28 protein-coding genes are annotated in these 25,160 nt (G+C 65.0%); 21 read left to right on the top strand and 7 right to left on the bottom strand.

The annotated features are described in order from the left end of the window. Positions 1-107: 107 nt before the first annotated feature. Positions 108-734 carry a trimeric intracellular cation channel family protein gene (locus tag ACIPK7_RS27755; RefSeq protein ID WP_024765229.1) on the top strand — a complete coding sequence of 209 codons (627 nt, stop codon included), beginning with the start codon at positions 108-110 and terminating at the stop codon, positions 732-734. Here ACIPK7_RS27755 and ACIPK7_RS27750 read toward each other — a convergent pair whose 3' ends face one another. Beyond that, positions 735-1,283, bottom strand: a complete 549-nt coding sequence (locus tag ACIPK7_RS27750; protein WP_401091480.1) for a hypothetical protein — start codon at positions 1,281-1,283, stop codon at positions 735-737. A gap of 122 nt (positions 1,284-1,405) precedes the next feature. On the opposite strand from ACIPK7_RS27750, the gene ACIPK7_RS27745 reads away from it, so the two are divergent. From ACIPK7_RS27745 to ACIPK7_RS27730, 4 genes are all read left to right on the top strand, one after another. After that, on the top strand, positions 1,406-1,891 hold the full coding sequence (locus tag ACIPK7_RS27745) for an LEA type 2 family protein (protein ID WP_401091479.1): 486 nt from the start codon (positions 1,406-1,408) through the stop codon (positions 1,889-1,891). A gap of 8 nt (positions 1,892-1,899) precedes the next feature. Continuing rightward, the gene (locus ACIPK7_RS27740) at positions 1,900-2,100 is read left to right on the top strand and encodes an SEC-C metal-binding domain-containing protein (RefSeq protein ID WP_024765232.1); all 201 of its coding nucleotides are present in this window, start codon (positions 1,900-1,902) and stop codon (positions 2,098-2,100) included. A 170-nt stretch (positions 2,101-2,270) separates the two neighbouring features. Next, complete coding sequence (locus tag ACIPK7_RS27735) at positions 2,271-4,811, top strand: penicillin acylase family protein (RefSeq protein WP_401091478.1); 2,541 nt, start codon at positions 2,271-2,273, stop codon at positions 4,809-4,811. Between the two features lie 198 nt (positions 4,812-5,009). Beyond that, the gene (locus tag ACIPK7_RS27730) at positions 5,010-5,567 is read left to right on the top strand and encodes an AAA family ATPase (protein WP_401091476.1); all 558 of its coding nucleotides are present in this window, start codon (positions 5,010-5,012) and stop codon (positions 5,565-5,567) included. Here the strand turns inward: ACIPK7_RS27730 and ACIPK7_RS27725 are convergent. From ACIPK7_RS27725 to apbC, 3 genes are all read right to left on the bottom strand, one after another. After that, the gene (locus tag ACIPK7_RS27725; RefSeq protein ID WP_401091474.1) at positions 5,541-6,134 is read right to left on the bottom strand and encodes a hypothetical protein; all 594 of its coding nucleotides are present in this window, start codon (positions 6,132-6,134) and stop codon (positions 5,541-5,543) included. The two genes, ACIPK7_RS27730 and ACIPK7_RS27725, sit on opposite strands and share 27 nt — an antisense overlap. Positions 6,135-6,159: 25 nt before the next feature. Next, entirely contained in the window at positions 6,160-6,726 is a 567-nt protein-coding gene (gene dcd / locus ACIPK7_RS27720; RefSeq protein ID WP_017521037.1) for a dCTP deaminase, read from the bottom strand. Positions 6,727-6,822: 96 nt separating this feature from the next. Beyond that, entirely contained in the window at positions 6,823-7,917 is a 1,095-nt protein-coding gene (apbC, locus tag ACIPK7_RS27715) for an iron-sulfur cluster carrier protein ApbC (RefSeq protein WP_401091472.1), read from the bottom strand. 300 nt (positions 7,918-8,217) lie between these two features. Here apbC and metG point away from each other — a divergent pair, with 300 nt between their 5' ends. Genes metG through ACIPK7_RS27690 form a run of 5 tightly spaced genes read left to right on the top strand, consistent with a single transcriptional unit; the run spans position 8,218 to position 12,932 of the window. After that, positions 8,218-10,251, top strand: a complete 2,034-nt coding sequence (gene metG / locus ACIPK7_RS27710; RefSeq protein ID WP_401091470.1) for a methionine--tRNA ligase — start codon at positions 8,218-8,220, stop codon at positions 10,249-10,251. 36 nt (positions 10,252-10,287) lie between these two features. Beyond that, positions 10,288-11,085, top strand: coding sequence for a DUF4349 domain-containing protein (locus tag ACIPK7_RS27705; protein ID WP_401091526.1), 798 nt, complete (start codon positions 10,288-10,290; stop codon positions 11,083-11,085). Beyond that, positions 11,082-11,408 (top strand): hypothetical protein, encoded by a 327-nt coding sequence (locus ACIPK7_RS27700; RefSeq protein WP_192436095.1) that lies wholly within the window; start codon positions 11,082-11,084, stop codon positions 11,406-11,408. Before ACIPK7_RS27705 ends, ACIPK7_RS27700 begins: the two co-directional genes overlap by 4 nt. Further along, on the top strand, positions 11,408-12,523 hold the full coding sequence (locus ACIPK7_RS27695; protein WP_401091468.1) for a glutathionylspermidine synthase family protein: 1,116 nt from the start codon (positions 11,408-11,410) through the stop codon (positions 12,521-12,523). Before ACIPK7_RS27700 ends, ACIPK7_RS27695 begins: the two co-directional genes overlap by 1 nt. Positions 12,524-12,533: 10 nt before the next feature. After that, the gene (locus ACIPK7_RS27690) at positions 12,534-12,932 is read left to right on the top strand and encodes a DUF350 domain-containing protein (protein ID WP_401091466.1); all 399 of its coding nucleotides are present in this window, start codon (positions 12,534-12,536) and stop codon (positions 12,930-12,932) included. On the opposite strand, the gene ACIPK7_RS27685 is transcribed toward ACIPK7_RS27690, so the two are convergent. Beyond that, on the bottom strand, positions 12,926-13,456 hold the full coding sequence (locus ACIPK7_RS27685) for a hypothetical protein (RefSeq protein WP_401091464.1): 531 nt from the start codon (positions 13,454-13,456) through the stop codon (positions 12,926-12,928). The two genes, ACIPK7_RS27690 and ACIPK7_RS27685, sit on opposite strands and share 7 nt — an antisense overlap. A 148-nt stretch (positions 13,457-13,604) precedes the next feature. Between ACIPK7_RS27685 and ACIPK7_RS27680 the strand changes: the two genes are divergently transcribed. The 10 genes from ACIPK7_RS27680 (at position 13,605) to ACIPK7_RS27635 (ending at position 20,955) form a co-directional block, all read left to right on the top strand. After that, complete coding sequence (locus ACIPK7_RS27680; protein WP_401091462.1) at positions 13,605-13,850, top strand: type II toxin-antitoxin system CcdA family antitoxin; 246 nt, start codon at positions 13,605-13,607, stop codon at positions 13,848-13,850. After that, a complete protein-coding gene (locus ACIPK7_RS27675) occupies positions 13,850-14,161 on the top strand; it encodes a CcdB family protein (RefSeq protein ID WP_192436100.1) in 312 nt (103 codons plus the stop codon). The genes ACIPK7_RS27680 and ACIPK7_RS27675 overlap by 1 nt, the downstream gene beginning before the upstream one ends. A 37-nt stretch (positions 14,162-14,198) precedes the next feature. Beyond that, positions 14,199-14,783, top strand: coding sequence for an electron transport complex subunit RsxA (gene rsxA, locus ACIPK7_RS27670; RefSeq protein WP_401091460.1), 585 nt, complete (start codon positions 14,199-14,201; stop codon positions 14,781-14,783). Next, positions 14,780-15,334 (top strand): electron transport complex subunit RsxB, encoded by a 555-nt coding sequence (rsxB, locus tag ACIPK7_RS27665; RefSeq protein WP_401091458.1) that lies wholly within the window; start codon positions 14,780-14,782, stop codon positions 15,332-15,334. Before rsxA ends, rsxB begins: the two co-directional genes overlap by 4 nt. Continuing rightward, on the top strand, positions 15,331-17,655 hold the full coding sequence (rsxC, locus tag ACIPK7_RS27660) for an electron transport complex subunit RsxC (RefSeq protein ID WP_401091456.1): 2,325 nt from the start codon (positions 15,331-15,333) through the stop codon (positions 17,653-17,655). Before rsxB ends, rsxC begins: the two co-directional genes overlap by 4 nt. Further along, positions 17,652-18,692: an RnfABCDGE type electron transport complex subunit D gene (locus ACIPK7_RS27655; protein WP_192436104.1), complete on the top strand. Its 1,041-nt coding sequence runs from the start codon at positions 17,652-17,654 to the stop codon at positions 18,690-18,692. Before rsxC ends, ACIPK7_RS27655 begins: the two co-directional genes overlap by 4 nt. After that, positions 18,689-19,324 carry an electron transport complex subunit RsxG gene (gene rsxG, locus ACIPK7_RS27650; protein WP_192436105.1) on the top strand — a complete coding sequence of 212 codons (636 nt, stop codon included), beginning with the start codon at positions 18,689-18,691 and terminating at the stop codon, positions 19,322-19,324. The genes ACIPK7_RS27655 and rsxG overlap by 4 nt, the downstream gene beginning before the upstream one ends. Further along, on the top strand, positions 19,317-20,030 hold the full coding sequence (locus tag ACIPK7_RS27645) for an electron transport complex subunit E (protein ID WP_401091453.1): 714 nt from the start codon (positions 19,317-19,319) through the stop codon (positions 20,028-20,030). Before rsxG ends, ACIPK7_RS27645 begins: the two co-directional genes overlap by 8 nt. Continuing rightward, complete coding sequence (gene nth / locus ACIPK7_RS27640; protein ID WP_192436107.1) at positions 20,027-20,665, top strand: endonuclease III; 639 nt, start codon at positions 20,027-20,029, stop codon at positions 20,663-20,665. The genes ACIPK7_RS27645 and nth overlap by 4 nt, the downstream gene beginning before the upstream one ends. A 107-nt stretch (positions 20,666-20,772) precedes the next feature. After that, positions 20,773-20,955 carry a PA3496 family putative envelope integrity protein gene (locus ACIPK7_RS27635; protein WP_192436108.1) on the top strand — a complete coding sequence of 61 codons (183 nt, stop codon included), beginning with the start codon at positions 20,773-20,775 and terminating at the stop codon, positions 20,953-20,955. 169 nt (positions 20,956-21,124) lie between these two features. Here the strand turns inward: ACIPK7_RS27635 and ppnN are convergent, their stop codons facing one another. Beyond that, entirely contained in the window at positions 21,125-22,516 is a 1,392-nt protein-coding gene (gene ppnN / locus ACIPK7_RS27630) for a nucleotide 5'-monophosphate nucleosidase PpnN (RefSeq protein WP_192436109.1), read from the bottom strand. A 788-nt stretch (positions 22,517-23,304) separates the two neighbouring features. Here ppnN and ACIPK7_RS27625 point away from each other — a divergent pair. Then, positions 23,305-23,472 carry a peptidoglycan-binding domain-containing protein gene (locus ACIPK7_RS27625; RefSeq protein WP_192436110.1) on the top strand — a complete coding sequence of 56 codons (168 nt, stop codon included), beginning with the start codon at positions 23,305-23,307 and terminating at the stop codon, positions 23,470-23,472. Positions 23,473-23,607: 135 nt separating this feature from the next. Here the strand turns inward: ACIPK7_RS27625 and ACIPK7_RS27620 are convergent, their stop codons facing one another. After that, the gene (locus tag ACIPK7_RS27620; RefSeq protein ID WP_401091451.1) at positions 23,608-24,870 is read right to left on the bottom strand and encodes a tetratricopeptide repeat protein; all 1,263 of its coding nucleotides are present in this window, start codon (positions 24,868-24,870) and stop codon (positions 23,608-23,610) included. Positions 24,871-25,160: the final 290 nt, after the last annotated feature.

Here is a 25,160-nt window from a genome sequence, read left to right as displayed (position 1 = left end):
GAGCGAACTCGCCCCACTTGGGGGCGTGCGGTGTCTGGGCTAGAATCCGCGCTTTTTTCCGGGGCGGCGGTGTTTCGCCGCACCGGCTACTCCTGCCGGACCTCGCCATGCTGCTGACCGTTCTCTATATCATCGCCATCACCGCCGAAGCCATGACCGGCGCGCTGTCCGCCGGCCGACGGAGCATGGACCTGTTCGGCGTGGTGCTGGTGGCCTGCGTCACCGCCCTGGGTGGCGGTTCAGTGCGCGACATGCTCCTGGGCCACTATCCGCTGACCTGGGTGCGTCACCCGGAGTACCTGGCACTGACGGCCGGCGCGGCGCTTGTCACGGTGTTCATCGCGCCGCTGATGCGCCACCTGCGCTCGATGTTCCTCGCGCTGGACGCCGTGGGCCTGGTGGCCTTCACCCTGATCGGTTGCCAGGTCAGCCTGGAGATGGGCCACAGCCTGCTGATCGCCGCCGTGAGCGGGGTGATTACCGGAGTATTCGGCGGCATCCTGCGGGACATCTTCTGCAACGACGTGCCGCTGATCTTCCGCCGCGAGCTGTACGCCAGCGTGTCGTTCGCCAGCGCCTGGTGCTACCTGATCTGCCTGCAGATCGACCTGCCCAAGGAGCAGGCCATGCTGATCACCCTGTTTGCCGGCTTCCTGTTCCGCATGCTGGCGATCCGCTTCCGTTGGGAAATGCCCAAGTTCGTCTACAAGGACGACCCGCACCAGGGCGACTGATCAGTCCTGTAGCTTGAGGTGGCTGGTATCTGGCGCAGGCGCAGCAGGCTCGGGCTTGGCCTGGCCCATGTCGCTGCCCACCGGGGCGACACTGAACTGGCTGAGGTCCACGCGCGGCGCCTGGGCGTCGGGCTTCTCGTCCTGCAGGTCGGTGCCCACCGGCGCCAGCCCGAAGTCCGGAGCATCCACGTCGGCGAATGCCGCCATGTATTCGTCTCGCGGCGCCACTTTCAGGCGACCCTGCGCCGCAGCAGGCTGTACGGGTGCGCTGACAGGCTCGGTGGGCGGCGGCGGGGCCAGTTCGATTTCCTCGATCTGCGCGTCCATGTCGACCACTTCGACGACGGCGCCAGCGCGCTCGATCACACTGCGGTACTTTTCCGCGGCCTCGGCATCGAGGTTGTTCTTGATCACCATGCGCCGGCCGGAGAACAGCAGTTCGATGCGCTGCGCGTCGGCCTGGAACAGCCTGGCCAGGTTGGCTTTCACCGTTTCGAGCTGAGCACCCGGTACGGTCTGTCCCGAGAAGGCAATCTCATAGCGGCTCATCTTCACTCTCCTGTGTTAACCCGCCGGTTACATTCGGCCAGTATGGTGCAGCTTCTTTTAACGTAACAACAACTTGCGGCCGAGCAGGTGCTTGGTACACTGGGGCGTCTTGAGGGGTAGACATGAATTATCAGGCGCAAATGATAAGAATTCTCGGCCTGTTCTGGCTGTTCGGCCTAGTCTCCGGCTGCGGCTGGATGTCAGGCAATTTCGAGCAACCCGACGTGAAGCTGCAGAAAGTCGACGTCGTGAAAGCTCGTTTGCTGGAGCAGGAATTCGTCCTGCATTTCCGCATCGACAACCCGAACGACTTCAGCCTTCCGGTTCGCGGCCTGGCCTACAAGGTCAAGCTCAATGATGTCGATCTCGCCGAGGGCGAGTCGAATAACTGGTTCACAGTGCCGGCCAATGGTTACGAAACCTTCGAGGTGCCCGTGACCACCAACCTGTGGCGGCACATGAAGTACATCGTCAAGCTGCTGGAAGACCCGGACAAGCCGATCAGGTACAACCTCACCGGCGAGGTGAAGACCGGCCTGCTTTTCGGACAGAGCGTGCACATCGCCCGTAATGGCGAGATAATTCCCGGCGATTTCATCCCCGAGTGAGCGTCACCATGAGCCAGGAACCCCACGTACACGGTCCGAACTGCAACCACGACCACGATCATGACCACCACCATGATCACGGCCACGTGCACGGCCCGCACTGCAACCACAGCCACGAGCCGGCGCGTAACCCGCTCAAGGACGTGGGCCGCAACGATCCTTGCCCTTGCGGCAGCGGCAGCAAGTACAAGAAGTGCCACGGCGCCTGACCCAGGCCCCGAGCACTGCGAAGAAGGCCCGCCGAGCGCGGGCCTTCTGCTGTCCGGCCCAACTATTCGCCTGCCGCTGAAAATCCCGCCGCGCGTGGCTTGCACAGCTATCCTCGGCTCACTAACGTAGCGCCTTTTCCGCGATCCTCTTCGTGCAGGAGCACATTCCCATGGCCCCGCGAGCCTTCCGCCGGCTTCCCAGCTTCGGCCTTGCCGCCACCCTCAGCGCCGCTGTCAGCCTCACCGGCTGCCAGGGCTGGCTCAACGACAGCTATGCAGGCAGCCTGCCGCCGAGCTACGGCGTGCAACCGATCAAGGGCCTGGCGGACAACGTGTCGATCCGCCGCAACAGCCTGGGCATGCCGCTGATCGAGACCAGCACCTTCCACGACGCGCTGTTCACCCTGGGCTATGTGCATGCCAGCGACCGCATCAGCCAGATGGTCGGCCTGCGCCTGATGGCGCAGGGGCGCCTGTCCGAGATGGTCGGCCCCGGTGCGCTGGAGACCGACCGCTTCATGCGCACGGTGAACCTGAAAAAGGCCGCAGACGCGCTTTATGCAGGCTCCTCACCGCGCCTCAAGCGTTTCTTCGAAACTTACGCACGCGGTGTCAACGCCTATCTGTACCGCTACCGCGACAAGCTACCGATGGACTTGGCAGAGTCCGGCTACCGTCCCGAATACTGGAAGCCGGAAGACTCCGCGCTGGTCTTCAGCCTGCTGAACTTCGGCCTGGCGGTGAACCTGCAGGAGGAGATCGCCTCCCTGGTGCTCGCGCAGAAGGTCGGTACCGACAAGCTGCCCTGGCTGACGCCGATCTACCCGGACGAAGCGCTGCCCTTCGAGGAAGCCGAGAAACTCAAGGGCCTGCGCCTGGATGGAAAAATCGCTGGCCTCGACGTCCTCGACCGCGCCGCCGGGCAAGTCGCCTCGCTGCAGATGATGGGCGTCGCCGCCTCCAACAACTGGGCCATCGCCCCGCAGCGCACGCGCAGCGGCAAGAGCATCCTGGCCAACGACACCCACCTGCCGCTGTCCATGCCTTCGGTGTGGAACTACGTGCAGATCCGCTCGCCCAAGTACAACGCCGCGGGCGTCTCCATCGCCGGCGTGCCGGGCGTGGTTGCTGGCTTCAACGGCAAGCTGGCCTGGGGTATGACCATGGTCATGGGCGACAACCAGGACCTCTTCCTCGAGCAGGTGAAGCGCCAGGGCAGCAAGCTCTACTACCTCGCCGACGGCCAGTGGAAGCCCACCATCGAGCGCAACGAGACCTTCTTCATCAAGGGGCAGAGCCCGGTCCGCGAAGTCATCTACGAGACCCGCCACGGCCCGCTGCTCAACAGCGCGCTGGGCGAGCGCAAGCACGACTTGCAACCGCTGCCGCTGTCCAGCGGCTACGGCATCGCCTACCAGAGCATCCAGGGCGAAACCGACCGCACCCTCGACGCCTTCTTCGACCTGTCCCGCGCGAAGAACGTCGAGCAGGCCTTCGACGCCACCCGCGACGTGCGCGCAATGGCGCTGAACATCGTGTTCGCCGACGAAAAACACATCGGCTGGCAGGTCACCGGGCGCTTCCCCAACCGCAAGGAAGGCCGCGGCCTGCTGCCCTCCCCCGGCTGGGACGGCCGCTATGACTGGGACGGCTACGCCGACCCGATCCTGCACCCGTCCGACCAGGACCCGGCGCAAGGCTGGCTGGGCACCGCCAACCACCGCAGCGTGCAGCCGGGCTACGGCGCGCAGCTGTCCAGCTCCTGGTACTACCCGGAGCGCTACGAGCGCATCGCCCAGCTCGCCGGCGGCAGCAAGAGCCACGACTACCGCAGCATGATCGCCATGCAGTACGACCAGACCACGCCGTTCGCCGGCAAGCTGCAGTCGATGCTGGATGCACCGGGCATGGCGCAGCCGCTGAAGAAAGCCATCGACGCCCTGCCCGCCGACCAGCGCGCCCGCGCCCGCGAAGCGCTGGACCGGATCATGGCATTCGACGGCAAGCTCTCGGCCACCTCCGGCGACGCCGCGCTCTACGAAGCCTTCCTGCAGGAAAGCACCAAACAGATCTTCCTCGACGAACTGGGCCCGGAAGACAGCCCGTCGTGGAAGGCCTTCGTCGAGACTGCCAACCTCTCCTACTCGGCCCAGGCCGACCACCTGCTGGGCCGTGACGACAGCCCGTTCTGGGACGACACACGCACCCCGCAGAAGGAAGACAAGCCGGCGATCCTCGCCCGCAGCCTGGCTGCCGCCACCGCCTTCTGCGAGCAGAAGCTGGGCAGCGACCGCCACGCCTGGCAGTGGGGCAAGCTGCACACCTACGAGTGGGTCAGCGACAGCACCAAGATGGCGCCCAACCTGAGCGCCGGCGACCGTGCCAGCCTGGGCGCGATCAAGGGCTATCTGGACCGCGGCCCCTACCCGGCCGGCGGCGACCACAGCACGCTGAACGTCTCGGCCTACCACTGGGGCCAGGACTTCAACACCTGGCTGATCCCGGCCATGCGCATCGTCGTCGACTTCGGCCAGAGCGAGCCGATGATCGGCCTCAACAGCAGCGGCCAGTCCGGCAATCCGGCCAGTCCGCACTACGCGGACGGCATTGATGCCTGGCTGAAAGGCAACTACATGAGCTTCCCCTTCCAGTCGCAGAACCTGGAGAAGGTCTACGGCGTGAAACGCCTGACACTGGTGCCGGAGAAGTGATGATCTGAAAAATATTTCCGGGGACCGGGAACTTGGTCCCCGCCCCGGAATCAGATTTGTCGACTTACTCCATGATCATATTCAGGCACCCTCTGGGTGCCTTTCTTTTTTCCCCGCTTCGTTTCCGCTGCACCTCCCTTCGCAACACTCTTCTCCGGCCGGTACTCCCTCGCATCCTTTCCCACAGGAGTCATCGTCATGTCCGAATCTCTCATCGTCATCACCGGCGGCCCTGGCGCCGGCAAGAGCACGCTGCTCGAACATCTGCACCAGCATCACGGCCTGAATATCGTTGAGGAAGGCGGCCGCGCGATCATCCGCGAGCAACTGGCCCGTGGCGGCGATGCACTGCCGTGGGCAAACCGGGAGGCTTTCTGCCGGGAAATGTTCGAGCATGCGCTGACGACCCGCGAACAAGCGCTCGCCGCGGGTGGACTATGGCTGTTCGATCGCGGCCTGCCGGACGTGCTGGGGTACGCACGGCTCTGCGGCCTGCCGATTCCCGAAGCACTGGAAATCGCCACACGGGAACAGCGCTACGGGCAAACCGTGTTCCTGGCGCCCGCGTGGGAAGCCATCTACCGCAACGACGCCGAACGCCGGCAGGACTTCAGCGAAGCGCGGCGAACGGCGGCGGTGATGGCCGCAGTCTACGAGGCGCTGGGGTATCGCGTCGTGCAGTTGCCACTCGCGAGCCTGGAGGAACGAGCGGCCTTCGTACTGGAAGTCCTAGGGACGGCTCATCACGCCCATTGAGGCAGCAGCAGCAGCAGGCGGTTCGGGAATACTCACACTGAGGGACACCACGACCTGACGGCTCTCGCCCTGGATGCCGTAGTCGTCGGAGTTGCCATAACCCAGCCAGACTTCGCTGTTGCCGCTCATGCGGACATCGGACAGCTCGTCACCGTCACCTTCGTGGCCATTGAGCCAGCCGGACGCGGCACCGCGCTCCTGCCCCAGATGCAGCGTGTCATCCACGGCGAAGGTCAGCGGGTCCTTGCCCGGCTCAACCTGATCCAGCCAACCGAGGAACAACGACGGCGTGAATCGGCTATGCAGCCAGCAGCGCACCTCGGTCAGGCGCTGGCCCTTGAACACCAGCAGCGTGGCGTTGCCGTAGAGCAGGCCCTGTTCGCCGCCGCGCATGGGCAAGCGCGCCGTGGGCTCGCCCAGGCGTTCGACGAATTGGTTCAGGGGAGCGTTGGACGGGAGGCCGAGCACTTCGCCACCGGGGGTGACATTCAGTTCGGCTGCCGCCAGATGGCCGCTGGCGCCCAGCAACAGGGCGCAAAGCAGGCCCCGCAATCCTTGCGAGGTCATGTCCGTTTCTCTCTGTGCGGCCCGATCAGGCCTTGGGCAGGGTGACGCCGGTCTGGCCCTGATACTTGCCGCCGCGATCGCGGTAGGACACTTCGCAGGCTTCGTCCGACTGCAGGAACAGCATCTGCGCCACGCCTTCGTGGGCGTAGATCTTCGCCGGCAGGTTGGTGGTGTTGGAGAACTCCAGGGTCACGTGGCCCTCCCACTCCGGCTCCAGAGGAGTCACGTTGACGATGATGCCGCAGCGCGCGTAGGTGCTCTTGCCCAGGCAAATGGTCAGCACGTCGCGCGGGATGCGGAAGTACTCGACGGTGCGGGCGAGGGCGAAGGAGTTCGGCGGGATGATGCAGACGTCGCTGTTGATGTCCACGAAGCTCTTCTCGTCGAAGTTCTTCGGGTCGACCACCGCCGAGTGGATGTTGGTGAACACCTTGAATTCGGCGGCGCAGCGCACGTCGTAGCCGTAGCTGGAAACACCGTAGGAAATCACCCGGCTGTCATCGGCACCACGAATCTGGCGCTCGACGAACGGCTCGATCATGCCGTGTTCCTGAGCCATGCGGCGAATCCACTTGTCTGATTTGATGCTCATGGCGGGTGTCCTGTGCGGCGGTTGAAAAAAGAAGGCGAATCTTACCGGCAGGCGCGCCGCCCGGCAAAGGGGCACGCCCGGCGGCGTGGTCACAGATCAGTCGTCGCTGATGGAGATGTTCGGCATGTCCGGCGCGGCCTTCTCGCTCAGGGCGATGCGGGCGCCGACGCAGCGGGCCATTTCCTGGTAGATCATCGCCAGCTGGCTTTCCGGGTCGGCGATCACCGTAGGCTTGCCGCCGTCGGCCTGCATGCGGATGGCCATGGACAGCGGCAACGAGGCCAGCAGCTCCACGCCGTACTGCGCGGCCAGCTTCTCGCCGCCGCCTTCTCCGAAAAGATGCTCGGCATGCCCGCAGTTGGAGCAGATGTGCACGGCCATGTTCTCGACCACGCCCAGCACCGGGATGTTGACCTTGCGGAACATCTCCACGCCCTTCTTCGCGTCGAGCAGGGCCAGGTCCTGCGGGGTGGTGACGATCACCGAGCCGGCCACCGGAACTTTCTGCGCCAGGGTCAGCTGGATGTCACCGGTGCCCGGCGGCATATCGATGACCAGGTAGTCCAGGTCGTTCCAGGCGGTCTGGGTGATCAGCTGGATCAGCGCGCCGGAAACCATCGGGCCGCGCCACACCACCGGGGTGTTGTCGTCGGTGAGGAAGGCCATGGACATGACTTCCACACCGTGGGCTTCCAGCGGGATGAACCACTTCTGGTCGCGGATCTTCGGCCGGGTGCCTTCGGGGATGCCGAACATGATGCCCTGGCTCGGGCCATAGATATCGGCGTCGAGGATGCCGACCTTGGCGCCTTCGCGGGCCAATGCCAGCGCGAGGTTGGCGGCGGTGGTGGACTTGCCCACGCCGCCCTTGCCGGAGGCCACGGCGATGATGTTCTTGACGTTGCTCATGCCCGGCACCTGGGCCTGGGCCTTGTGCGCGGCGATGTGGGTTTCCACCTTGACCAGGGCCGAGTCGACGCCGTCGAGCGCTTCCAGGGCCATCTGCACAGTCTGCGCCAGGCCGTTCTTGAACAGGCCGGCGGCGTAGCCCAGCTCCAGGGTCAGCGAGATACGCCCGCCCTGGATGTCCAGCTCGCGCAGGTAGCCGGCGTCCAGCAGGTTCTGGCCGGTATGAGGGTCGTTGATCTGGCGGAGAAGGTTTTCCACCGTGGCTCGGTTGGCGGCGCCCATGGGTACTCCCGATGAAAGACTGAGCAGAATGGGCGGGTATCTTACGCCTCTCGCCGCGGCCTTGCTCGGGTCATCGGGGGTAGGCCCGGTTCGCGAGCAAGCTCGCTCCTACAGGTTCATGCAGAGTTGCCGCTCTTCGTAGGAACGAGGGGGACGCCTAGTTCGTGCTCGCGAACAGCCCAAGCGCCTGATGCTCAAAGGTGAATTCGCCCCTGCAGCCAAGCGGGCCACGGATGAAAATTTCGCCCCGCCCCTATATAGTTGCCGATTCCCTCGTTTTAACCGGAACGGCCGATCATCATGTCCGAAGCCCGCAAGATCCTCGTCACCAGCGCCCTGCCCTACGCCAATGGTTCGATCCACCTGGGTCACATGCTGGAGTACATCCAGACCGACATCTGGGTGCGCTTCCAGAAGATGCGTGGCAACCAGGCGGCGTACGTGTGCGCGGACGATGCCCACGGATCGGCCATCATGCTGCGCGCCGAGCGCGAAGGCATCACTTCCGAGCAACTGATCGACGGTGTGCGCGCCGAGCACATGGCCGATTTCGCCGACTTCATGGTCAACTTCGACAACTACCACTCGACCCATTCGGAAGAGAACCGCGAGCTGTCCTCGGCGATCTACCTGAAGCTGCGCGACACCGGCCACATCGCCACCCGTCCGGTGACGCAGTACTTCGACCCGGAAAAGCAGATGTTCCTGGCCGACCGCTTCATCAAGGGCACCTGCCCGAAGTGCGGCACCGCCGACCAGTACGGCGACAACTGCGAAGCCTGCGGCGCGACCTACGCCCCGACCGAGCTGAAAGACCCGAAATCGGCGATCTCTGGCGCCACCCCGGTGCTCAAGGAATCGCTGCACTACTTCTTCAAGCTGCCTGACTTCCAGGACATGCTGCAGCAGTGGACCCGTAGCGGCACCCTGCAGGACTCGGTGGCCAACAAGCTCGCCGAATGGCTGGACTCCGGCCTGCAGGAGTGGGACATCTCCCGCGATGCGCCGTACTTCGGCTTCGAAATTCCCGACGCACCGGGCAAATACTTCTACGTCTGGCTGGACGCACCGATCGGCTACATGGCCAGCTTCAAGAACCTCTGCGCGCGCCGCCCGGAACTGGACTTCGACGCCTACTGGAAAGAGGGCTCCGAGGCCGAGCTGTACCACTTCATCGGCAAGGACATCGTCAACTTCCACGCACTGTTCTGGCCCGCCATGCTCCAGGGCGCCGGCTACCGCAAGCCGACCGCGGTCAACGTGCACGGCTACCTGACCGTCAACGGCCAGAAGATGTCCAAGTCGCGCGGCACCTTCGTCAAGGCGCGCACCTACCTGGACCACCTGGACCCGGAATACCTGCGCTACTACTACGCCTCCAAACTGGGCCGCGGCGTGGACGACCTCGACCTGAACCTCGAAGACTTCGTGCAGAAGGTCAACTCCGACCTGGTCGGCAAGGTGGTCAACATCGCCAGCCGTTGCGCCGGATTCATCCACAAGGGCAACAACGGCCTGCTGGTGGACGCCAATCCTGCGCCGGAACTGGTCGAGGCCTTCCGCACTGCCGCGCCGAGCATCGCCGCCGCCTACGAAGCCCGTGACTTCGGCCGCGCCATGCGCGAGATCATGGCCCTGGCCGACCAGGCCAACGCCTGGATCGCCGACAAGGCCCCGTGGTCGCTGAACAAGCAGGAAGGCAAGCAGGACGAAGTCCAGGCCATCTGCGCCCTGGGCGTGAACCTGTTCCGTCAGTTGGTGATCTTCCTTAAGCCCGTGCTGCCGAAGCTGGCCGAAGCCGCCGAAGCCTTCCTCAACGTCGCCCCGCTGAAGTGGGCCGACCACGAGCAACTGCTGGCCAACCACCAACTGAACCCGTTCAACCCGCTGATGACCCGTATCGAGCCTGCGAAAATCGAAGCCATGATCGAAGCCTCCAAGGAAGACCTCGCCGCCGCCAACCAGCCCACTGGTAATGGCGAACTGACCAAGGACCCGCTGGCCGCGGAGATCAACTTCGACGCCTTCGCCGCCGTCGACCTGCGCATCGCGCTGATCGAGAAGTGCGAGTTCGTCGAGGGCGCCGACAAGCTGCTGCGCCTGTCCCTGGACATCGGCGACGAGAAGCGCAACGTGTTCTCCGGCATCAAGAGCGCCTACCCGGACCCGAGCAAGCTCGAAGGCCGCCTGACCCTGTACGTGGCCAACCTGGCCCCGCGCAAGATGAAGTTCGGCATCTCCGAAGGCATGGTCCTGGCCGCCGGCCCCGGCGGTGAAGAGATCTACCTGCTGAGCCCCGACAGCGGCGCCAAACCCGGCCAGCGCGTCAAGTAAGCGCACCTCATCAAGGCAAGGAGGCCATCGATGAAACTGCACCTCTGGGCAGCGCTCGGCCTGAGCGCCGCCCTCGCCGGCTGCGGCGCTCCCTCGGAGCACGCCGCCGGCTCCGGCGCCGCTTTCCAGGGGGAAGCGGCGAAAGCCGGTTCCTTCCTCGCCTATGAACATCAGGTCGGCATCCGCCTGGCCAGCGAGCGCATCGACGCGCAACTGGCTGCCTCCCGCGATGCCTGCACGCAGAGCCACTTTGGCCAGTGCGAGCTGATCGCCATCGAGCAGAGCGGCGACAGCCAGATGCGCAGAGCGCACCTCGTCGTACGCATCGTTCCCGAAGGCGTGGAAAAACTCGTCGCCCTCGCAGCCGAAGGCGGGCAACTGCAGAGTCGCAGCACCCGCGCCGAAGACCTCGCCCAGGCGGTCAGCGACAACCAGCAACTGCGCGAGCGGCTGGAGCGCGAGTACCAGACCCTGCAGGGCTTCCAGGGCCGCAAGGACATGAGCGTCAGCGACCTGCTGGCCCTGGCGAAGGCCACCGCCGAGGTCGAGCAGCAACTGCACGCCGCAAGCCAGGACGCCGCACAGCAACAACGGCGCATCTCCACCAACCTGCTGACCCTGGACTTCTCCAGCGAATACCAGCCCAGCGGTCGCTGGTCGCGCATCGGCAAGGCCTTCGGCAACTCGCTCGACGAACTCACCGACGGCACCGTCAATGCCATCCAGACAGCCGCGTATGGCCTGCCACTGCTGGTCGTGCTGCTGATCGCCGGCCTGCTCCTGCGCTGGCTATGGCGAAAACTCGGAACCCGGCGCGCCACGAACCAAGCATGAAGAAATCCAACATCGTCTTCACCACCCTGCTTACTGGCGGGGTGCTCTACAGCGTGCTGCACCACAACCCGGTGTACCGTGATCTCTACGCCAATCGCGAGGACTGCCTGAAGGACTGGGGCACGACGCCCAACGCCTGCGAGCCGGAATCCACCAGCAGCGGTGGCGGCAGCTACGTCGGCAGCTCTGGGCGCTATCGCGGGCCGAGCTACGAGGACGGCTCGCGGCCGAGGACCGCTCAGACCTACCAGGTGCAATCGCGCCAACTGGTCACCCGCGGCGGTTTCGGCCACTCCGGCGCGCGCTTCTCCGGGGGCGGCTGATGCGTCGCCTGGTCATGACGCCGCGTACCGACTGGCGCGAGCGTTGCGAGGCGGTCGGCTTCACTTTCCACAGCATCGACGGCCTGTACTGGGACGAATCGGTGGCCTACGAATTCAGCCTCGAACAGATCGAGACGCTGGAGGCCGCCAGCGAAGACCTGCACCAGCGCTACCTGGAATGCGTGGAATGGGTGATCCGTACCGGTCATTTCGAGCCCTTCCAGCTGCCGCCGGGTGCGCGCGAGGAAATCATCCGCTCCTGGAACCGCCAGGACCCGAGCCTGTACGGCCGCTTCGACTTCGCCTGGAACGGCGAAGGCCCGCCGAAGATGCTCGAGTACAACGCCGACACACCCACCGGCCTGCTGGAAGCCAGCGTGGTGCAGTGGCAGTGGCTGAACGACGTGAACCCGGCCGCCGACCAGTTCAACTCGCTGCACGAGAAGCTGATCGCGCGCTGGAAGGCCATCGCCCCGGATGGCCTGCTGCACTTCACTGCCATCGACGGCCACGAGGAAGACACCGGCAACGCCCTCTACCTGCTCGACACCGCGCACCAGGCCGGCCTGTCCACACGCTACCTGCCGCTGGAGTTCATCGGCCATCACGCCGGACGCGGCACCTTCATCGACCAGTACGAGCAGGACATCCGCCACTGCTTCAAGCTCTACCCCTGGGAATGGCTGCTGCAGGACAGCTTCGCCGAGCACCTGGAGCGAAGTGACGTCCGCTTCCTGGAGCCAGCGTGGAAGCTGCTGATGTCGAGCAAGGCCATGCTGCCGATCCTCTGGAAGCTCAACCCGCAGCACCCCAACCTGCTGCCCGCCAGCTATCGCCAGGACATTCCCGGCGCCTACGTACGCAAGCCGCTGTATTCCCGCGAGGGCGAGAACATCCGCATCGTCGCCGGCGACCTGCAGCTGGAAAGCAACGGCCCCCACGCCGACGCGCCCTGCATCTACCAGGGCTATGCGCCGCTGGCCAACAACGATGGCAACTACGCCGTGCTCGGCTGCTGGGTGATCGACGGCGAGGCCGCCGGCCTGGGCATCCGCGAGGACGCCAGCGCCATCACCCGCGACAGCAGCCGCTTCGTTCCCCACTATTTCGTCTGAAGGATCCGCCATGAACCTGCTGCAGACCCTGCCCAACTTCCTCGCCTACTTCGCCTCGGCCATCGGCCTGTTCGGGCTGTTCACCAGCCTCTACATCCGCCTGACGCCCTACGCGGAAATCCAGCTGATCCGCCAGGGCAACCTCAGCGCCGCCGTGGCCCTGGTCGGCACCCTGCTGGGCTTCGCCCTGCCGCTGGCCAGCGCCATCGCCCACAGCGTCAGCCTGGTCGACATGCTGATCTGGGGCGTGATCGCCATGCTGGTGCAGGTGCTGGTGTTCCTCGGCCTGTCGCGCCTGGTGCCGGAGCTAAAGGGCGGCATCGAAAGCAACACCCTGGCCCACGGCGTATTCCTCGGCGGCGCCTCGCTGTGCATCGGCCTGCTCAACGCCGCGTGCATGACCTACTGAGCGTCTTCGCAGTCCACGTCGCCGCCACCCAGGTGCTCGAAGCCTTCCAGGTAGAGGCACGACGCATCCGACGCACAGTCCTGCAGCGAAGCGTTGCTCAGGTTGTCCCGTGAAGTGGGGTCTTCCAGGTTCACCTGCGGGAAAATATCGGCGACCTCCTCGGCGGTCATGATCCTCTCGAAGGTGACGTTGACCGATTGCAGCCGGCCGAACTCCCAGTCCAGGTCCACCGCCGCGATGCGCGGGTCGATCTGGTGCACCAGCGCTTCGGGCAACTGCGGACCGGCGTAGCTGAGGTCAGTGTCGTGGCAGGCATCGCCCCAGTTGCTCAGCTTCTTGCTGGCGGCGCAGCTGAACTGTGCGTCGGCGTGGCCGGTACGCTGCTCCAGCAGACAGGCGAAGTCAGCGAGATTCATGCGCGGCCAACCGACCAGGTCAGCGATGGTGAAGGGTGCGGCCGAAGCCAGGCTACTGGAGAACAACAGGCAGAGGGCTGTGAAGCGTCCGGACAAGGGTGTGCGCATCGCGACTTCCGTGAGGGGAACCGATCAGGTTCGGCAGCCGCCGATATTCCTCCCGCCGCCCCTGGCACCGCAACTGATTTACAGCGCGGGAAGATTGTCCCCGCCGAGCAATGCGCATAACCTATGCGCATCTACCGTGGAGGCGCTCATGCACATGACCTACGACCCCCAGGCGCCGAAGAAAGCCACCAATCTGAGCCTCAACAGTGACCTGCTGAAACAGGCTCGTGAGCTGGACGTGAACCTCTCGGCGGTGCTGGAGGAGGCGCTGGCCGATGTGGTCAAGGAGCGCCTGGGCCAGCGCTGGCTGGAGCAGAACCGCGAAGCCATCGAAACCTACAACCAGCACGTCGAGGAAACCGGCGTGTTCAGTAATGGATTGCGGAGCTTCTGATGAAGCAGTTCGATCTCTACCGCAACGCCAACCCGCGCACCTGCGAGGCGATCCCGCTGCTGCTGGACGTACAGAGCGACCTGCTGGCCTCGCTGAACACGCGTATGGTGATCCCGCTCAGCCGCGCCAGGGGCCTGGCCGGCATCCATCGACTGATGCCGCAAGTGCACGTGGGCGATGAGACGCTCCTGCTGCTGACCCCACAGATGGCCGGTATCTCCCGCCGTGAGCTGGGCGAGCCGGTGGGCAGTCTGGCGCACCTGCGCCTGGAGATCATCGCCGCCATCGACCTGCTGATCAGCGGAATCTGAGCATGAACAGCCCACATCCGAGCACGGGGCGCCGGCCATGACCGAACTCGCCCTGATCCTGGTCAGCGCCATCCTGGTCAACAACTTCGTACTGGTGCAGTTCCTCGGCATCTGCCCGTTCATGGGCGTGTCGCGCAAGATCGAGACGGCGCTCGCGCTGGCCCTGGCGACCACCTTCGTCCTCACCCTCGCCTCGGCGCTGAGCTACATCCTGCAGCGCTACGTGCTGCAACCGCTGGACCTGGAGTTCCTGCGCACCATCGGCTTCATCCTGGTGATCGCCGTGGTGGTGCAGTTCACCGAACTGCTGGTGAACAGGACCAGCCCGCTGCTGGCCCGCACGCTGGGCATCTTCCTGCCGCTGATCACCACCAACTGCATCGTGCTGGGCGTAGCGCTGCTCAATGCGCGCAAGGCCGAGTTCGGTTTCCTGCAATCCACCTTCCAGGGCTTCGGCGCCGGGCTGAGCTTCACCCTGGTGCTGGTGCTCTTCGCCGCCCTGCGCGAGCGCATCGCCATCGCCGACGTGCCCAAGCCGTTCAAGGGCGCGGCCATCGGCATGATCACCGCCGGGCTGATGTCCCTGGCGTTCATGGGCTTCAGCGGGTTGCTCAAGCCATGATCGCGGCGCTGCTGATCATCGTGGTTTGCCTCGGCGGCGCCGTGGCGCTGCGCCTGGCCTCAGCGCGGTTGAAGCTCGCAGGCGAGCCCATCGCCGGGCAGATCAATGACCTGCTGCCGCAGACCCAGTGCGGCCAGTGCGGCTACGCCGGCTGCAAGCCCTACGCCCAGGCCATTGCCGAGGGTGACGCGATCAACAAATGCCCGCCCGGCGGCGCCGCGACCATCGCCGCCCTCGCCGAACTGCTGGACGTCGAACCCCTGCCGCTGGACGCCGCCGAAGAGACGCCACAGCGCGTGGCCTATATCCGCGAGGCCGAGTGCATCGGCTGCACCAAGTGCATCCGCGCCTGCCCAGTGGACGCCATCGTCGGCGCGGCCAAGCTGATGCATACGGTGATAGCCGACGAATGCACCGGCTGCGACCTGTGCCTGGAACCCTGCCCGGTGGACTGCATCGAGATGCGCGATCTGCCGGTGCGCGTCGCCGACTGGAAATGGCCGCTGCCAAAGGGCCGGCTGATCCAGACCGATCGGGAGCAGGCGGCATGAACGCGCAGGTCTGGCGCTTCCCCGGCGGCCTGCAGTTGCCGGCCAACAAGCAGCAATCCACCGCCACGCTGATCCAGCAACCGCCGCTGCCCCGCCGCCTGGTGCTGCCGCTGCAGCAGCACATCGGCGAGCCCGCCGTGCCCTGCGTCGAAGTCGGCCAACGCGTGCTCAAGGGCCAGTTGATCGCCGAGGCTGGCAGCGCCATCAGTGCTGCGCTGCATGCACCGACTTCCGGCAGCGTGGTCGCGATCGGCGAGCAACCCTATCCGCACAGCTCCGGCCTTTTGGTGCCCGCCATCGTCATCGACAGCGACGGCGCGCAGACGTGGATCGAGCTCACACCCGAGCCCGAGTATGTATCCCTCTCCGGCGTCGAACTGCTGCAGCGCATTCGTCAGGCAGGCATCGCCGGCCTTGGCGGCGCCGGCTTCCCCACCGCGGCCAAGCTCGCCTCCCGCGCTCAGGACGACCTGCACACCCTGATCATCAACGGCGCCGAGTGCGAGCCCTACATCAGCGCCGACGACCTGCTGATGCGCGAGCGCGCCGTCGAACTGGTCGAAGGCATCGAGGTGCTGATGCACATCCTCCAGCCGCAGCAGGTGCTGCTCGGCATCGAGGACAACAAGCCCGAGGCCATCGCCGCCGTGCAGGCCGCCATTGGCGAACGGCCGATCCGCCTGCAACCGGTGCCGACCCGCTACCCCTCCGGCGGCGAGCGCCAGCTGATCCAGGTGCTCACCGGCCGCGAAGTGCCTTCGGGCGGACTGCCGGCGGATATCGGCATGCTCTGCGTGAACGTCGGCACCGCCGTCGCCGTGGCCGATGCCGTGCTGCGCGGGCGGCCGCTGATCTCGCGCATCACCACCCTGAGCGGCGCCGCGCTGGCGAGCCCGTGCAATGTCGAAGCGCTGATCGGCACACCGGTAGGCGAGCTGCTGGAGTTCGCCGGCCTCGACCACGCGAAACTGGACCGCTTACTGCTCGGCGGCCCACTGATGGGCGAGAGCCTGCCCTCGCTGGACGTGCCGCTGATCAAGACCGCCAACTGCCTGCTGGCCGCCACGCGCGAAGAGCTGCCGCCACCTGCGCAGGCGCTGCCGTGCATCCGCTGTGGCGACTGTGCACAGGTCTGCCCCGCGAGCCTGCTGCCGCAGCAGCTGTACTTCTTCGCCGAAGACCATCAGCAGCTCATGGCGCACAACCTGTTCGACTGCATCGAGTGCGGCGCCTGCGCCTACGTCTGCCCGTCGAGCATTCCGCTGGTGCAGTACTATCGCGCCTCCAAGGGCGAGATACGCGAGCTGGAACAGCGCCAGTTGAAGGCCGAGCAGTCGCGCCTGCGCTTCGAGCAGCGCCAGGAGCGTCTGCGCCGTGAGGAAGCACAGCGCGCTGCCGACCGCCTCGCCCGGCAGGAGCGAGCGGCGCGCGCGCAGAATGACCAACCCGAGGTCGAAACGCCCGCCGCGCCAGCCGCGCAGTCGGTGATCGAGCGGGTGAAGGCCGAGAAGGCGGTGGGCAATGCACCCGACCAGCTCAAGCGGTTGAAGATCGACGCCAGCATGGCCCAGGTCGCCCTGAACAAGGCGGAGAAGCAACTGGCCGCCCACGACACCGACCAACTGCGCACCCAGGTCGCCAAACTGCGCAGCGCCGCCGCAGAGGCGAAAGCCGCGCTGGCGGCTGCCCAAGCGCAAATCGTCAGCTCGGAACCGGCCCCCGCCGCAGCGCCGGCCGCGGACGAAGCCGTACTGAAGAAAGCGAAGATCGACGCCGCCATGGCGCGCGCCCAACTGAAGAAGTCCGAGAAGGCCTTCGGCGAATCGCCCAGCGACGAGCAGCGCGCCACCCTCGCCTCCTTGCGTGCAGACGTCGAACGCATCGAGCGCCAACTCAACGAACTGCAGGGGCCCGCCATGCCGACCGAACTGAAAACCGGGCATCCCGTCGACGGCGTTCTCGCCCTGCGCGAGGCCAAGGTGGCCTATATCGCCCAGCGCGATGCCCTGCGCGCCGCTGAGCGCGAAGGCGCTACCGCCGAGGAACTGGCCGCGATCCGCCAGTCGCTCGGGGCCGCCGAAGCCGCCCTGCACGCCGCCGAAGACGCCAGTGGCAAGGCGCCGCCGGACCTGGTGCGCACCGACAAGCGCCCGATCACCGATGCCCTGCGCGCCGCCAAAACCGAACTGGCCTACGCCCGCGCCGATCTGAAGAAGCTCGAACGCGAAGGTGCTGGCGAAGCGGCTCTGGCCGTTGCCCGTGAACGCCTGTACGCGGCTGAACGCGGCGTCGCCGACGCCCAGGGCGAGGTGCGCTCATGAAGCTGCCGCGCATCAGCTCGCCCCACGCCACCGGCGCGAATCGCACGCAGAAGGTCATGCTGACCCTGCTAGCCGCCTGCGCACCGGGCGCCCTGGTGCTAATCGGCCTGTACGGCGTCGGCACCCTGTTCAACCTGCTCTGGTGCAGCCTGCTCGCCCTCGCTACCGAGGCGCTCATGCTCAAGCTGCGCGACCGTCCGGTGACCTTTTTCCTCAAGGACGGCAGCGCGCTGGTCACCGCGGTACTGCTCGCCCTCGCCCTGCCGCCCTACTCGCCCTGGTGGCTGAGCGCGATCGCCACGGTGTTCGCGCTGATCTTCGGCAAGCACCTGTATGGCGGCCTCGGACAGAACCCGTTCAACCCGGCCATGGTCGGCTACGCGGTGGTGCTGGTGTCCTTCCCGCAGCAGATGAGCCAGTGGCCGGCACCGGACAGCGCGCTCGGTTTCGCCGAGGGCCTGCGGCAGATCTTCGGCTTCGCAAGCACAGGGCCGGACGCCTGGGTCGGCGCCACGGCGCTGGACGTGGTGCGCAACAACCACAGCCTGACCATGGAAGAACTGCTGGCTCAGTCGCCCGCTTTCGGCAACGTTGGCGGGCGCGGCGTGGAACTGGTCAACCTGGCCTTCCTCACCGGCGGGCTGTTCCTGCTCTGGCGCAAGCTGTTCACCTGGCACGCTCCGGTAGGCATGCTCGGTGGCCTGTTTGTCATGAGCCTGCTGTTCTGGAACGGCACCGGCTCCGACTCCCACGGGTCGCCGCTGCTGCACCTGTTCAGTGGCGCGACCATGCTCGGCGCCTTCTTCATCGTCACCGACCCGGTTTCCGGCGCCACCACCAACCGTGGCCGGCTGATGTTCGGCATCGGCGTCGGCGTGCTCACCTACGTGATCCGCGCCTGGGGCGGCTACCCGGACGGCCTGGCCTTCGCCGTGCTGCTGATGAACCTTGCCGCACCGACCATCGACTACTTCACCCGTCCGCGCACCTACGGGCACAAGAAGCCCGAGCGCGGCTTCAAGGCGGGTGAGCGATGAACCGCACCCTGCTGAAGAATGTCCTGGCGCTGGGCCTGCTCGCGGTGCTTGCCGCCGGCATGGTGTCGATCGTCCATCAGCTCACCGCCCAGCGCATCGACACCGCCCAGCGCGAGGCGCGTGGCCGCACCCTGCTGGAACTGCTGCCCAGGGGCAGCTACGACAACCATCCACTGGAGACCGAAGTCAGCGCCTTCGATCCCAAGCTGCTGGGCCGCGACGAGCCGGCGCCCGCCTACCTCGCCCGGCTCCAGGGGCAGACCACGGCGGTCGTGCTCCAGCCCGTGGCGCGAGATGGCTACGGCGGATCGATCCAGCTGCTGGTGGGGGTAACCGCACAAGGCCGCCTGCTCGGCGTGCGGGTCGTGGCGCACCACGAGACACCCGGCCAGGGCGACCGCATCGAGCTGGGCAGGAGCGACTGGCTGCATGGCTTCGACGGCCGCTCCCTGAGCGACCCGACCGAGGCCGGCTGGAAAGTGAAGAAGGACGGCGGCCAGTTCGATCAGTTCGCCGGCGCCACCGTCACACCTCGCGCGGTGGTCAAGGCCACGCACCTGGCGCTGCAGTACTTCGACGCGCACAAATCCGAGCTGCTGGCCCCTGCGACCTCGGGAGACAAGCATGAGTAATCCCGGCTACCGCGAAATCGCCCTGCAAGGCCTGTGGAAGAACAACCCCGGCCTTGTGCAATTGCTCGGCCTGTGCCCGCTGCTGGGCACTAGCAGCTCCATGGTCAACGCTCTCGGCCTGGGGTTGGCGACCCTCTTCGTGCTGGTCTGCTCCAGCGTCGCCGTCTCGCTGATCCGTGGCACGCTGAGCGAGGCCGTGCGCCTGCCGGCCTTCCTGCTGGTCATCGCCACCCTCACCACCTGCGTGGAACTGCTGATGCAGGCGTGGCGGTACGAGCTGTATGAAGTGCTGGGCATCTTCGTGCCGCTGATCACCACCAACTGCGTGATCCTCGGTCGCGCGCAATCCTTCGCCGCGAACAACAACGTGGCGCGCTCGGCCTTCGACGCACTAATGATGGGGCTGGGCTTCGCCCTGGTCCTGCTGGCCATCGGCACGCTGCGCGAACTGCTCGGCCATGGCACCCTTTTCGCGGGCATGGACCTGCTGTTCGGCCCCGACGCCGCCAGCTGGAAACTGCAGATTCCCGGCTACCAGGGCCTGTTGCTGGCCGTGTTGCCGCCCGGTGCCTTCCTGGTGCTGGGCCTGCTGATTGCCCTGAAGAACCATATTGATGAAAGCCTGGCGGACCGCGCCAAGGTGCCAGCGGGCGACGGTCCCGCAACCGAGCGCCAACGCGTCCGCGTGACCGGAGTGATCGAATGAATGCCGCCAAGCGCGCGGAGATTTTCCGCCGACTCAAGGAAGACAATCCCAACCCCGAAACCGAACTGGCCTACAGCACGCCCTTCGAGCTGCTGATCGCGGTGCTGCTCTCCGCCCAGGCCACCGACGTCGGGGTGAACAAGGCCACCGCCAAGCTCTACCCGGTGGCCAACACCCCGGAGGCAATCTACGCCCTGGGCGTCGAGGGCCTGTCCGAGTACATCAAAACCATCGGCCTGTATAACAGCAAGGCGAAGAACACCATCGAAACCTGCCGCATCCTCATCGAGAAGCACGGCGGCCAGGTGCCGGAGAACCGCGAAGACCTCGAAGCCCTACCGGGCGTGGGCCGCAAGACGGCCAACGTGGTCCTCAACACGGCTTTCCGACAGCCGGCGATGGCGGTGGATACCCACATTTTCCGTGTTTCCAACCGCACCAACATCGCGCCGGGGCGCAATGTGCTGGAAGTGGAGCGCAAGCTGCTCAAGTTCGTGCCCAAGGAATACCTGCTGGATGCGCACCATTGGCTGATCCTGCATGGGCGCTACGTCTGCAAGGCGCGCAAGCCGCAGTGCGGAAGCTGCCGAATCGAGGACCTGTGCGAGTACAAGCACAAGACGTCGGACGATTGAGCGTTATGGGAAAATTCCTTCAGGCCGATTGAAAAAATCTTTTTTACCGCTTGGTTCTTTGTCGTTATAAGGGGCGCCAACACACCCCGTGTTGTGGAGTGCACCGAATGGCAAACGACAAAGAAGACCTCGAACTCGAGGACGATGTCAGCACAGACGACAGCGATGACAGCGCCGAAGCCACAGTAGAGGTCGCCAAGACCAACCTGACCAAGCGCCGCATCATCGACAACTATCTGGAAGAGCGTCGCCTGCAGCGCCAACTGTCCGACTACGATTTCGATCTGTAAGCCTTCTCCTAAGCGAAGTACCTTCATGAAAAAGCCCCGCATCCTGGCGGGGCTTTTTGTTTTTGGTTTTTCGTAGGAGCGAGCTTGCTCGCGAACCGCCCAGCCACAGAGTCGTCGGGAGTCTCTGTTTGCGAGCAATAACGATGGCGTCCCCCTCGCTCCTACACGATCACACCGCTACACCAGCGCGCTGCACCACCCGGTAGCAAGGCTCATACGCCGCCCCGCCCGGCAACTTCATGCGGTGCTGCTCGACGAAGGCCTGCAGCAGTGCATCCAGCGGCTCCATGATGGCCGCGTCACCATGGATCTCGTACGGGCCGAACTCCTCGATCATGCGGATGCCGCGGTCCTTCACGTTGCCGGCGACTATGCCGGAGAACGCCCGGCGCAAGTTCGCCGCCAACTCGTGGGGCGGCACGTCGCGGCCCAGGTCCAGGCCGGCCATGTTCTCGTGGGTCGGCTCGAACGGGCGCTGGAAGCCTTCGTCAATCTTCAGCAGCCAGTTGAAGTGGTAAGCGTCGTTGCGCTCGCGGCGGAACTGCTTGACCTGCTTCAGGCCGGTGCTCATCTCTCGCGCCACCTCCGCCGGGTCGTCGATGATGATGCGGTAGCGCTTCTGCGCCGCCTCGCCCAGGGTCGCGCCGACGAAGGCGTGCAGCTGTTCGATATAGGCCGCCGCACTGCGCGGGCCGGTGAGCACCAGGGGGAACGGCATGTCCTGGTTGTCCGGGTGCATGAGGATGCCCAGCAGGTAGAGGAACTCCTCCGCCGTGCCGACGCCGCCAGGGAACACGATGATGCCGTGGCCGACACGGACGAAAGCCTCCAGGCGCTTCTCAATGTCCGGCAGGATCACCAGTTCGTTGACGATCGGGTTCGGCGCCTCGGCGGCAATGATTCCCGGCTCAGTCAGGCCCAGGTAGCGGCCATCGGTGATGCGCTGCTTGGCATGGCCGATGGTGGCACCCTTCATCGGGCCTTTCATCACGCCCGGGCCACAACCGGTGCAGACGTCGAGGCTGCGCAGGCCCAGCTCATGGCCGACCTTCTTGGTGTACTTGTACTCGTTGGTGCTGATGGAGTGGCCGCCCCAGCACACGACGATCTTCGGTTCCACGCCGGCGTGCAGGGCACGGGCGTTGCGCAGGAGGTGGAAGACGTAATCGGTGATGCCGGCGGAGCTGTCCAGGCCGAAGCGCCGGCTGTTCAGGGCGTTCTGGGTGTAGACGATGTCGCGCAGGGCACTGAAGAGCATCTCACGAGTGCTGGCGATCATCTCGCCGTCAACGAAGGCGTCGGCTGGCGCATTGAACAGCTCCAGGCGCACGCCGCGGTCCTGCTGGTGGATTTCCAGTTCGAAGTCGCGGTAGGCGTCGAGGATGTGCTTGGCGTTATCGATCTGTGTGCCGGTGTTGAGGATGGCCAGGGCACACTGGCGAAAGAGCTTGTAGGTACTGCCCGAGCCCGCTTCGCTGAGCTGGTGGACTTCACGTTGGGAGAGGGTTTCGAGGCTGCCCTTGGGGCTGACCGAGGCATTGTTTACCGGTCTTGGGGACATGCTGTATTCCTTGACGATGGAAGCCGGGCGCCTGAGCGCGCGGCTTTCCGATAAATCGATGCGGCCGTCCATTCGGCCGTCATTGCCGGGGGCGTCGCGGCGGGGATTCTCCGGCCCGCAGCGCGCTCCTTCTGACTGTGACAAGCGAATGGCGGAAACTGCTTCCGCAATCGACGCGTCCGACGTCGATGCCCCTTGAGTATGAACGCTGCGATGACTTTCTGATGACCGCCTCAAAAGAAAAAACCCCACCGGATTGGCGGGGTTTCTTCAAGGACGTTTCGCGATCAGTCCTTGCGCTGCGGGCTCAGCAGCTCGATCTTGAAGCAGTGCTTACCCCAAAGCATCCAGGGATATGGACATCAAAAAAGGCAGCTTTTTCAGAAGGTTAACCGTTTGTCCCGCTATCCATAGAAATTAGCAGTGAAACACATTGACTACCAAAGCTGAATCCCAATCTTGGCATTTGCAGCAGTTGCTCCAATGACCCGGCCAGTTAACGTGATCAACTGGTAAATCAAGCTTCTCGACGCCTTATACTCGCCAAATTTTCGAGCCAAAATCATCCCTCCCCCCCGCTCCGACTGCCCAAGCAATAAAGTGAACGGCCATTTCTAATATCTGGCTCATACAGCCCCGAGCAGTTCGAGTGATAGCGGAGGCACCAGCATTATCAGGCGATCAGGGAACAGCTTCAGCAACTCTCCGGTCGCCCCAGTACGGACACCTCGACCAATACAGGTCCGCCATACCCAGCAGCAGGCGAGCTTTCCAAGCTTGTGATTCGCATGCAGACCGCTCTGATGGTGCGCAAATACTACGAAGGATCAATCGACGAGATCTTGGGCAAGACGACGCGCGGCGCGCTGCTGTCCTTCCAGATGAACAGCGGCTTAGCGATCAACGGGCGCATGGATACGCCGACGCTGAATGCGCAGGGGATTCGCATTCCCTAACTCGTAGTGAGAGAAGAAAAATGACGATGCATGACATCAAGTCGAATTTGTGACTATGTGCCCACTGCGAAGGCAGCGGAACCTGTCGCAACGGAGAGCAACAGCTGTCCTGCTCGGTATGCCTGCGCGAACGCTTCAAAGCAACTGGTAACGGATAGCCAACTCACCGGCCTGGATGGCGCGCCCATAGCGCGCCGGCAGGTGCGCCGAGAGCGAGCCCTCGCGCACGGCGCCTTCGTAGCGGCAGATTTCCCGTTCCGGAGCATCCTTCTGGTGCAGCCCCCAGAGCACCGGAGCGCCATCGGCAGCGTCGATCGGCAGGCTGAAATAGGTAGCCCCTTCTGCCGCGCCGACATGGGCGGCAGAAGCCACCGCACCGCCAGGGAAAGGCCGCGCCTCCAGGAAGCCGAATTGCGAGTCGTGCTGCAGCAGGCTCTGCCGCGCATAGGGCCAGACCCAGGAGCGCAGGAAGTACTGGTCGGCGAAATGCTGCGAGGACACCGGCTGCGCCAGGAAGCTATCCATCAGCGCACGCATCGGCGGCAGCGCGCCGGCACAAACGCCCCAGAGCCCGGCGAGCATCAGCTCGGTATGGGTCGCATAGTCCCGCATCAGGTGGAAGCGCTCGCCACTGTCGATCCACTCCTGCACCGCCTCGGCTTCGCGCTGGCTGATCACCGAGTCGGCGTCACGGAAGATGACCCGGTGCACGTCCGGCAGGTCGTAGGCAAGGAAGCGCCACATCGGACCCGGAGCGCCGAGCAATGCCGGCTCGGTCACCTCGATCACCCGCCCGCCGTCACGCAGCCGCTCGACGACATCGGCCGGCACGCTGCCATCGACAAAGAACACGCAGCGCCAGTGTGGATACACCGCCGGCTGTTCCAGCACGTTGAGCACCGCCGTCTCGCAGTACTTGGGATTGGCGCCGAACAGGGAGAAGGCAATCAGGTTGTTCTCGCGGGTCTGTGCCGAAGGCGGCGGCAGGGAGGTGCGCGATACCTCATGAGGCAGCGCCGGCAGCGTGCCGAACTTTTGTTCGCGCGCATTCAGCGCGGCCATCCCCCAACGGCGAACCTCCTCGGCATTCCCCTTGAGGCCCCAGGCGTGGGCCAGGGCGTCGAAGATCGCAAGGCTATCGCCCTTGGCCTTCAGCGCACGATTGGCGTACTGGATAGCGTCGTCCCAGCGTTCGAGCTTGATGGCGTAAACCGCTGCGTCCGACCACAGCACCGCATGCTGCGGCGCCATGCGCAGGGCCTGCTGCGCACATTGCAGCGCCGTCTGGTAATCGCCGCGAGCAGCGGCCGCGCTGGCCTTTTCCCCCAGCGCAGTCAGTGCCGTATTGAGCTGGTTCAGATGGCGGCCACCGGCCTGACGGGGAATCCTGGGTTTCATTGCCGCTGCGCCTCGTGCGTTCTCGGATGGCGGGCACTCTATTTCTCCAGGACCGGCGCCCCCATCAGATAAAACTGATGAAGCCGAAAGGAATGACTGATGTCAGACGTCTAAACCGTTTCCACTCCCAGGGAAGGATTTAACCAGCGGCTGCTTATTTTCCGCTACGCGGGTCATTCCTACTTAAATAGATAGCGAATATTCCTGAGCCTAACGCTGACTTGACCGTACGATCCCATCTGAAACATCCGATTTAGAGCAATCTCGCCACCACGGCATTGCTGAATAGA

This window comes from Pseudomonas sp. NPDC086581 (assembly GCF_044746165.1).
Taxonomy (GTDB): Bacteria; Pseudomonadota; Gammaproteobacteria; order Pseudomonadales; family Pseudomonadaceae; genus Pseudomonas.
The sequence above is the reverse complement of the archived record's forward strand: the minus strand, read 5'-3'. Positions and strand labels throughout refer to the sequence as shown.

What these genes read in the sequence shown, in the direction of transcription:
- ppnN (WP_192436109.1), bottom strand. Translation starts at nt 22,516, where the DNA reads ATGTCCCCAAGACCGGTAAACAATGCCTCGGTCAGCCCCAAGGGCAGC.
- ACIPK7_RS27755 (WP_024765229.1), top strand. Translation starts at nt 108, where the DNA reads ATGCTGCTGACCGTTCTCTATATCATCGCCATCACCGCCGAAGCCATG.
- ACIPK7_RS27730 (WP_401091476.1), top strand. Translation starts at nt 5,010, where the DNA reads ATGTCCGAATCTCTCATCGTCATCACCGGCGGCCCTGGCGCCGGCAAG.
- ACIPK7_RS27625 (WP_192436110.1), top strand. Translation starts at nt 23,305, where the DNA reads ATGCAGACCGCTCTGATGGTGCGCAAATACTACGAAGGATCAATCGAC.
- ACIPK7_RS27680 (WP_401091462.1), top strand. Translation starts at nt 13,605, where the DNA reads ATGCACATGACCTACGACCCCCAGGCGCCGAAGAAAGCCACCAATCTG.
- nth (WP_192436107.1), top strand. Translation starts at nt 20,027, where the DNA reads ATGAATGCCGCCAAGCGCGCGGAGATTTTCCGCCGACTCAAGGAAGAC.
- rsxG (WP_192436105.1), top strand. Translation starts at nt 18,689, where the DNA reads ATGAACCGCACCCTGCTGAAGAATGTCCTGGCGCTGGGCCTGCTCGCG.
- ACIPK7_RS27685 (WP_401091464.1), bottom strand. Translation starts at nt 13,456, where the DNA reads ATGCGCACACCCTTGTCCGGACGCTTCACAGCCCTCTGCCTGTTGTTC.
- ACIPK7_RS27635 (WP_192436108.1), top strand. Translation starts at nt 20,773, where the DNA reads ATGGCAAACGACAAAGAAGACCTCGAACTCGAGGACGATGTCAGCACA.
- ACIPK7_RS27700 (WP_192436095.1), top strand. Translation starts at nt 11,082, where the DNA reads ATGAAGAAATCCAACATCGTCTTCACCACCCTGCTTACTGGCGGGGTG.
- ACIPK7_RS27750 (WP_401091480.1), bottom strand. Translation starts at nt 1,283, where the DNA reads ATGAGCCGCTATGAGATTGCCTTCTCGGGACAGACCGTACCGGGTGCT.
- ACIPK7_RS27695 (WP_401091468.1), top strand. Translation starts at nt 11,408, where the DNA reads ATGCGTCGCCTGGTCATGACGCCGCGTACCGACTGGCGCGAGCGTTGC.
- ACIPK7_RS27655 (WP_192436104.1), top strand. Translation starts at nt 17,652, where the DNA reads ATGAAGCTGCCGCGCATCAGCTCGCCCCACGCCACCGGCGCGAATCGC.
- ACIPK7_RS27735 (WP_401091478.1), top strand. Translation starts at nt 2,271, where the DNA reads ATGGCCCCGCGAGCCTTCCGCCGGCTTCCCAGCTTCGGCCTTGCCGCC.
- rsxB (WP_401091458.1), top strand. Translation starts at nt 14,780, where the DNA reads ATGATCGCGGCGCTGCTGATCATCGTGGTTTGCCTCGGCGGCGCCGTG.
- apbC (WP_401091472.1), bottom strand. Translation starts at nt 7,917, where the DNA reads ATGGGCGCCGCCAACCGAGCCACGGTGGAAAACCTTCTCCGCCAGATC.
- ACIPK7_RS27690 (WP_401091466.1), top strand. Translation starts at nt 12,534, where the DNA reads ATGAACCTGCTGCAGACCCTGCCCAACTTCCTCGCCTACTTCGCCTCG.
- ACIPK7_RS27745 (WP_401091479.1), top strand. Translation starts at nt 1,406, where the DNA reads ATGAATTATCAGGCGCAAATGATAAGAATTCTCGGCCTGTTCTGGCTG.
- dcd (WP_017521037.1), bottom strand. Translation starts at nt 6,726, where the DNA reads ATGAGCATCAAATCAGACAAGTGGATTCGCCGCATGGCTCAGGAACAC.
- ACIPK7_RS27725 (WP_401091474.1), bottom strand. Translation starts at nt 6,134, where the DNA reads ATGACCTCGCAAGGATTGCGGGGCCTGCTTTGCGCCCTGTTGCTGGGC.
- rsxC (WP_401091456.1), top strand. Translation starts at nt 15,331, where the DNA reads ATGAACGCGCAGGTCTGGCGCTTCCCCGGCGGCCTGCAGTTGCCGGCC.
- ACIPK7_RS27645 (WP_401091453.1), top strand. Translation starts at nt 19,317, where the DNA reads ATGAGTAATCCCGGCTACCGCGAAATCGCCCTGCAAGGCCTGTGGAAG.
- ACIPK7_RS27620 (WP_401091451.1), bottom strand. Translation starts at nt 24,870, where the DNA reads ATGAAACCCAGGATTCCCCGTCAGGCCGGTGGCCGCCATCTGAACCAG.
- metG (WP_401091470.1), top strand. Translation starts at nt 8,218, where the DNA reads ATGTCCGAAGCCCGCAAGATCCTCGTCACCAGCGCCCTGCCCTACGCC.
- rsxA (WP_401091460.1), top strand. Translation starts at nt 14,199, where the DNA reads ATGACCGAACTCGCCCTGATCCTGGTCAGCGCCATCCTGGTCAACAAC.
- ACIPK7_RS27675 (WP_192436100.1), top strand. Translation starts at nt 13,850, where the DNA reads ATGAAGCAGTTCGATCTCTACCGCAACGCCAACCCGCGCACCTGCGAG.
- ACIPK7_RS27740 (WP_024765232.1), top strand. Translation starts at nt 1,900, where the DNA reads ATGAGCCAGGAACCCCACGTACACGGTCCGAACTGCAACCACGACCAC.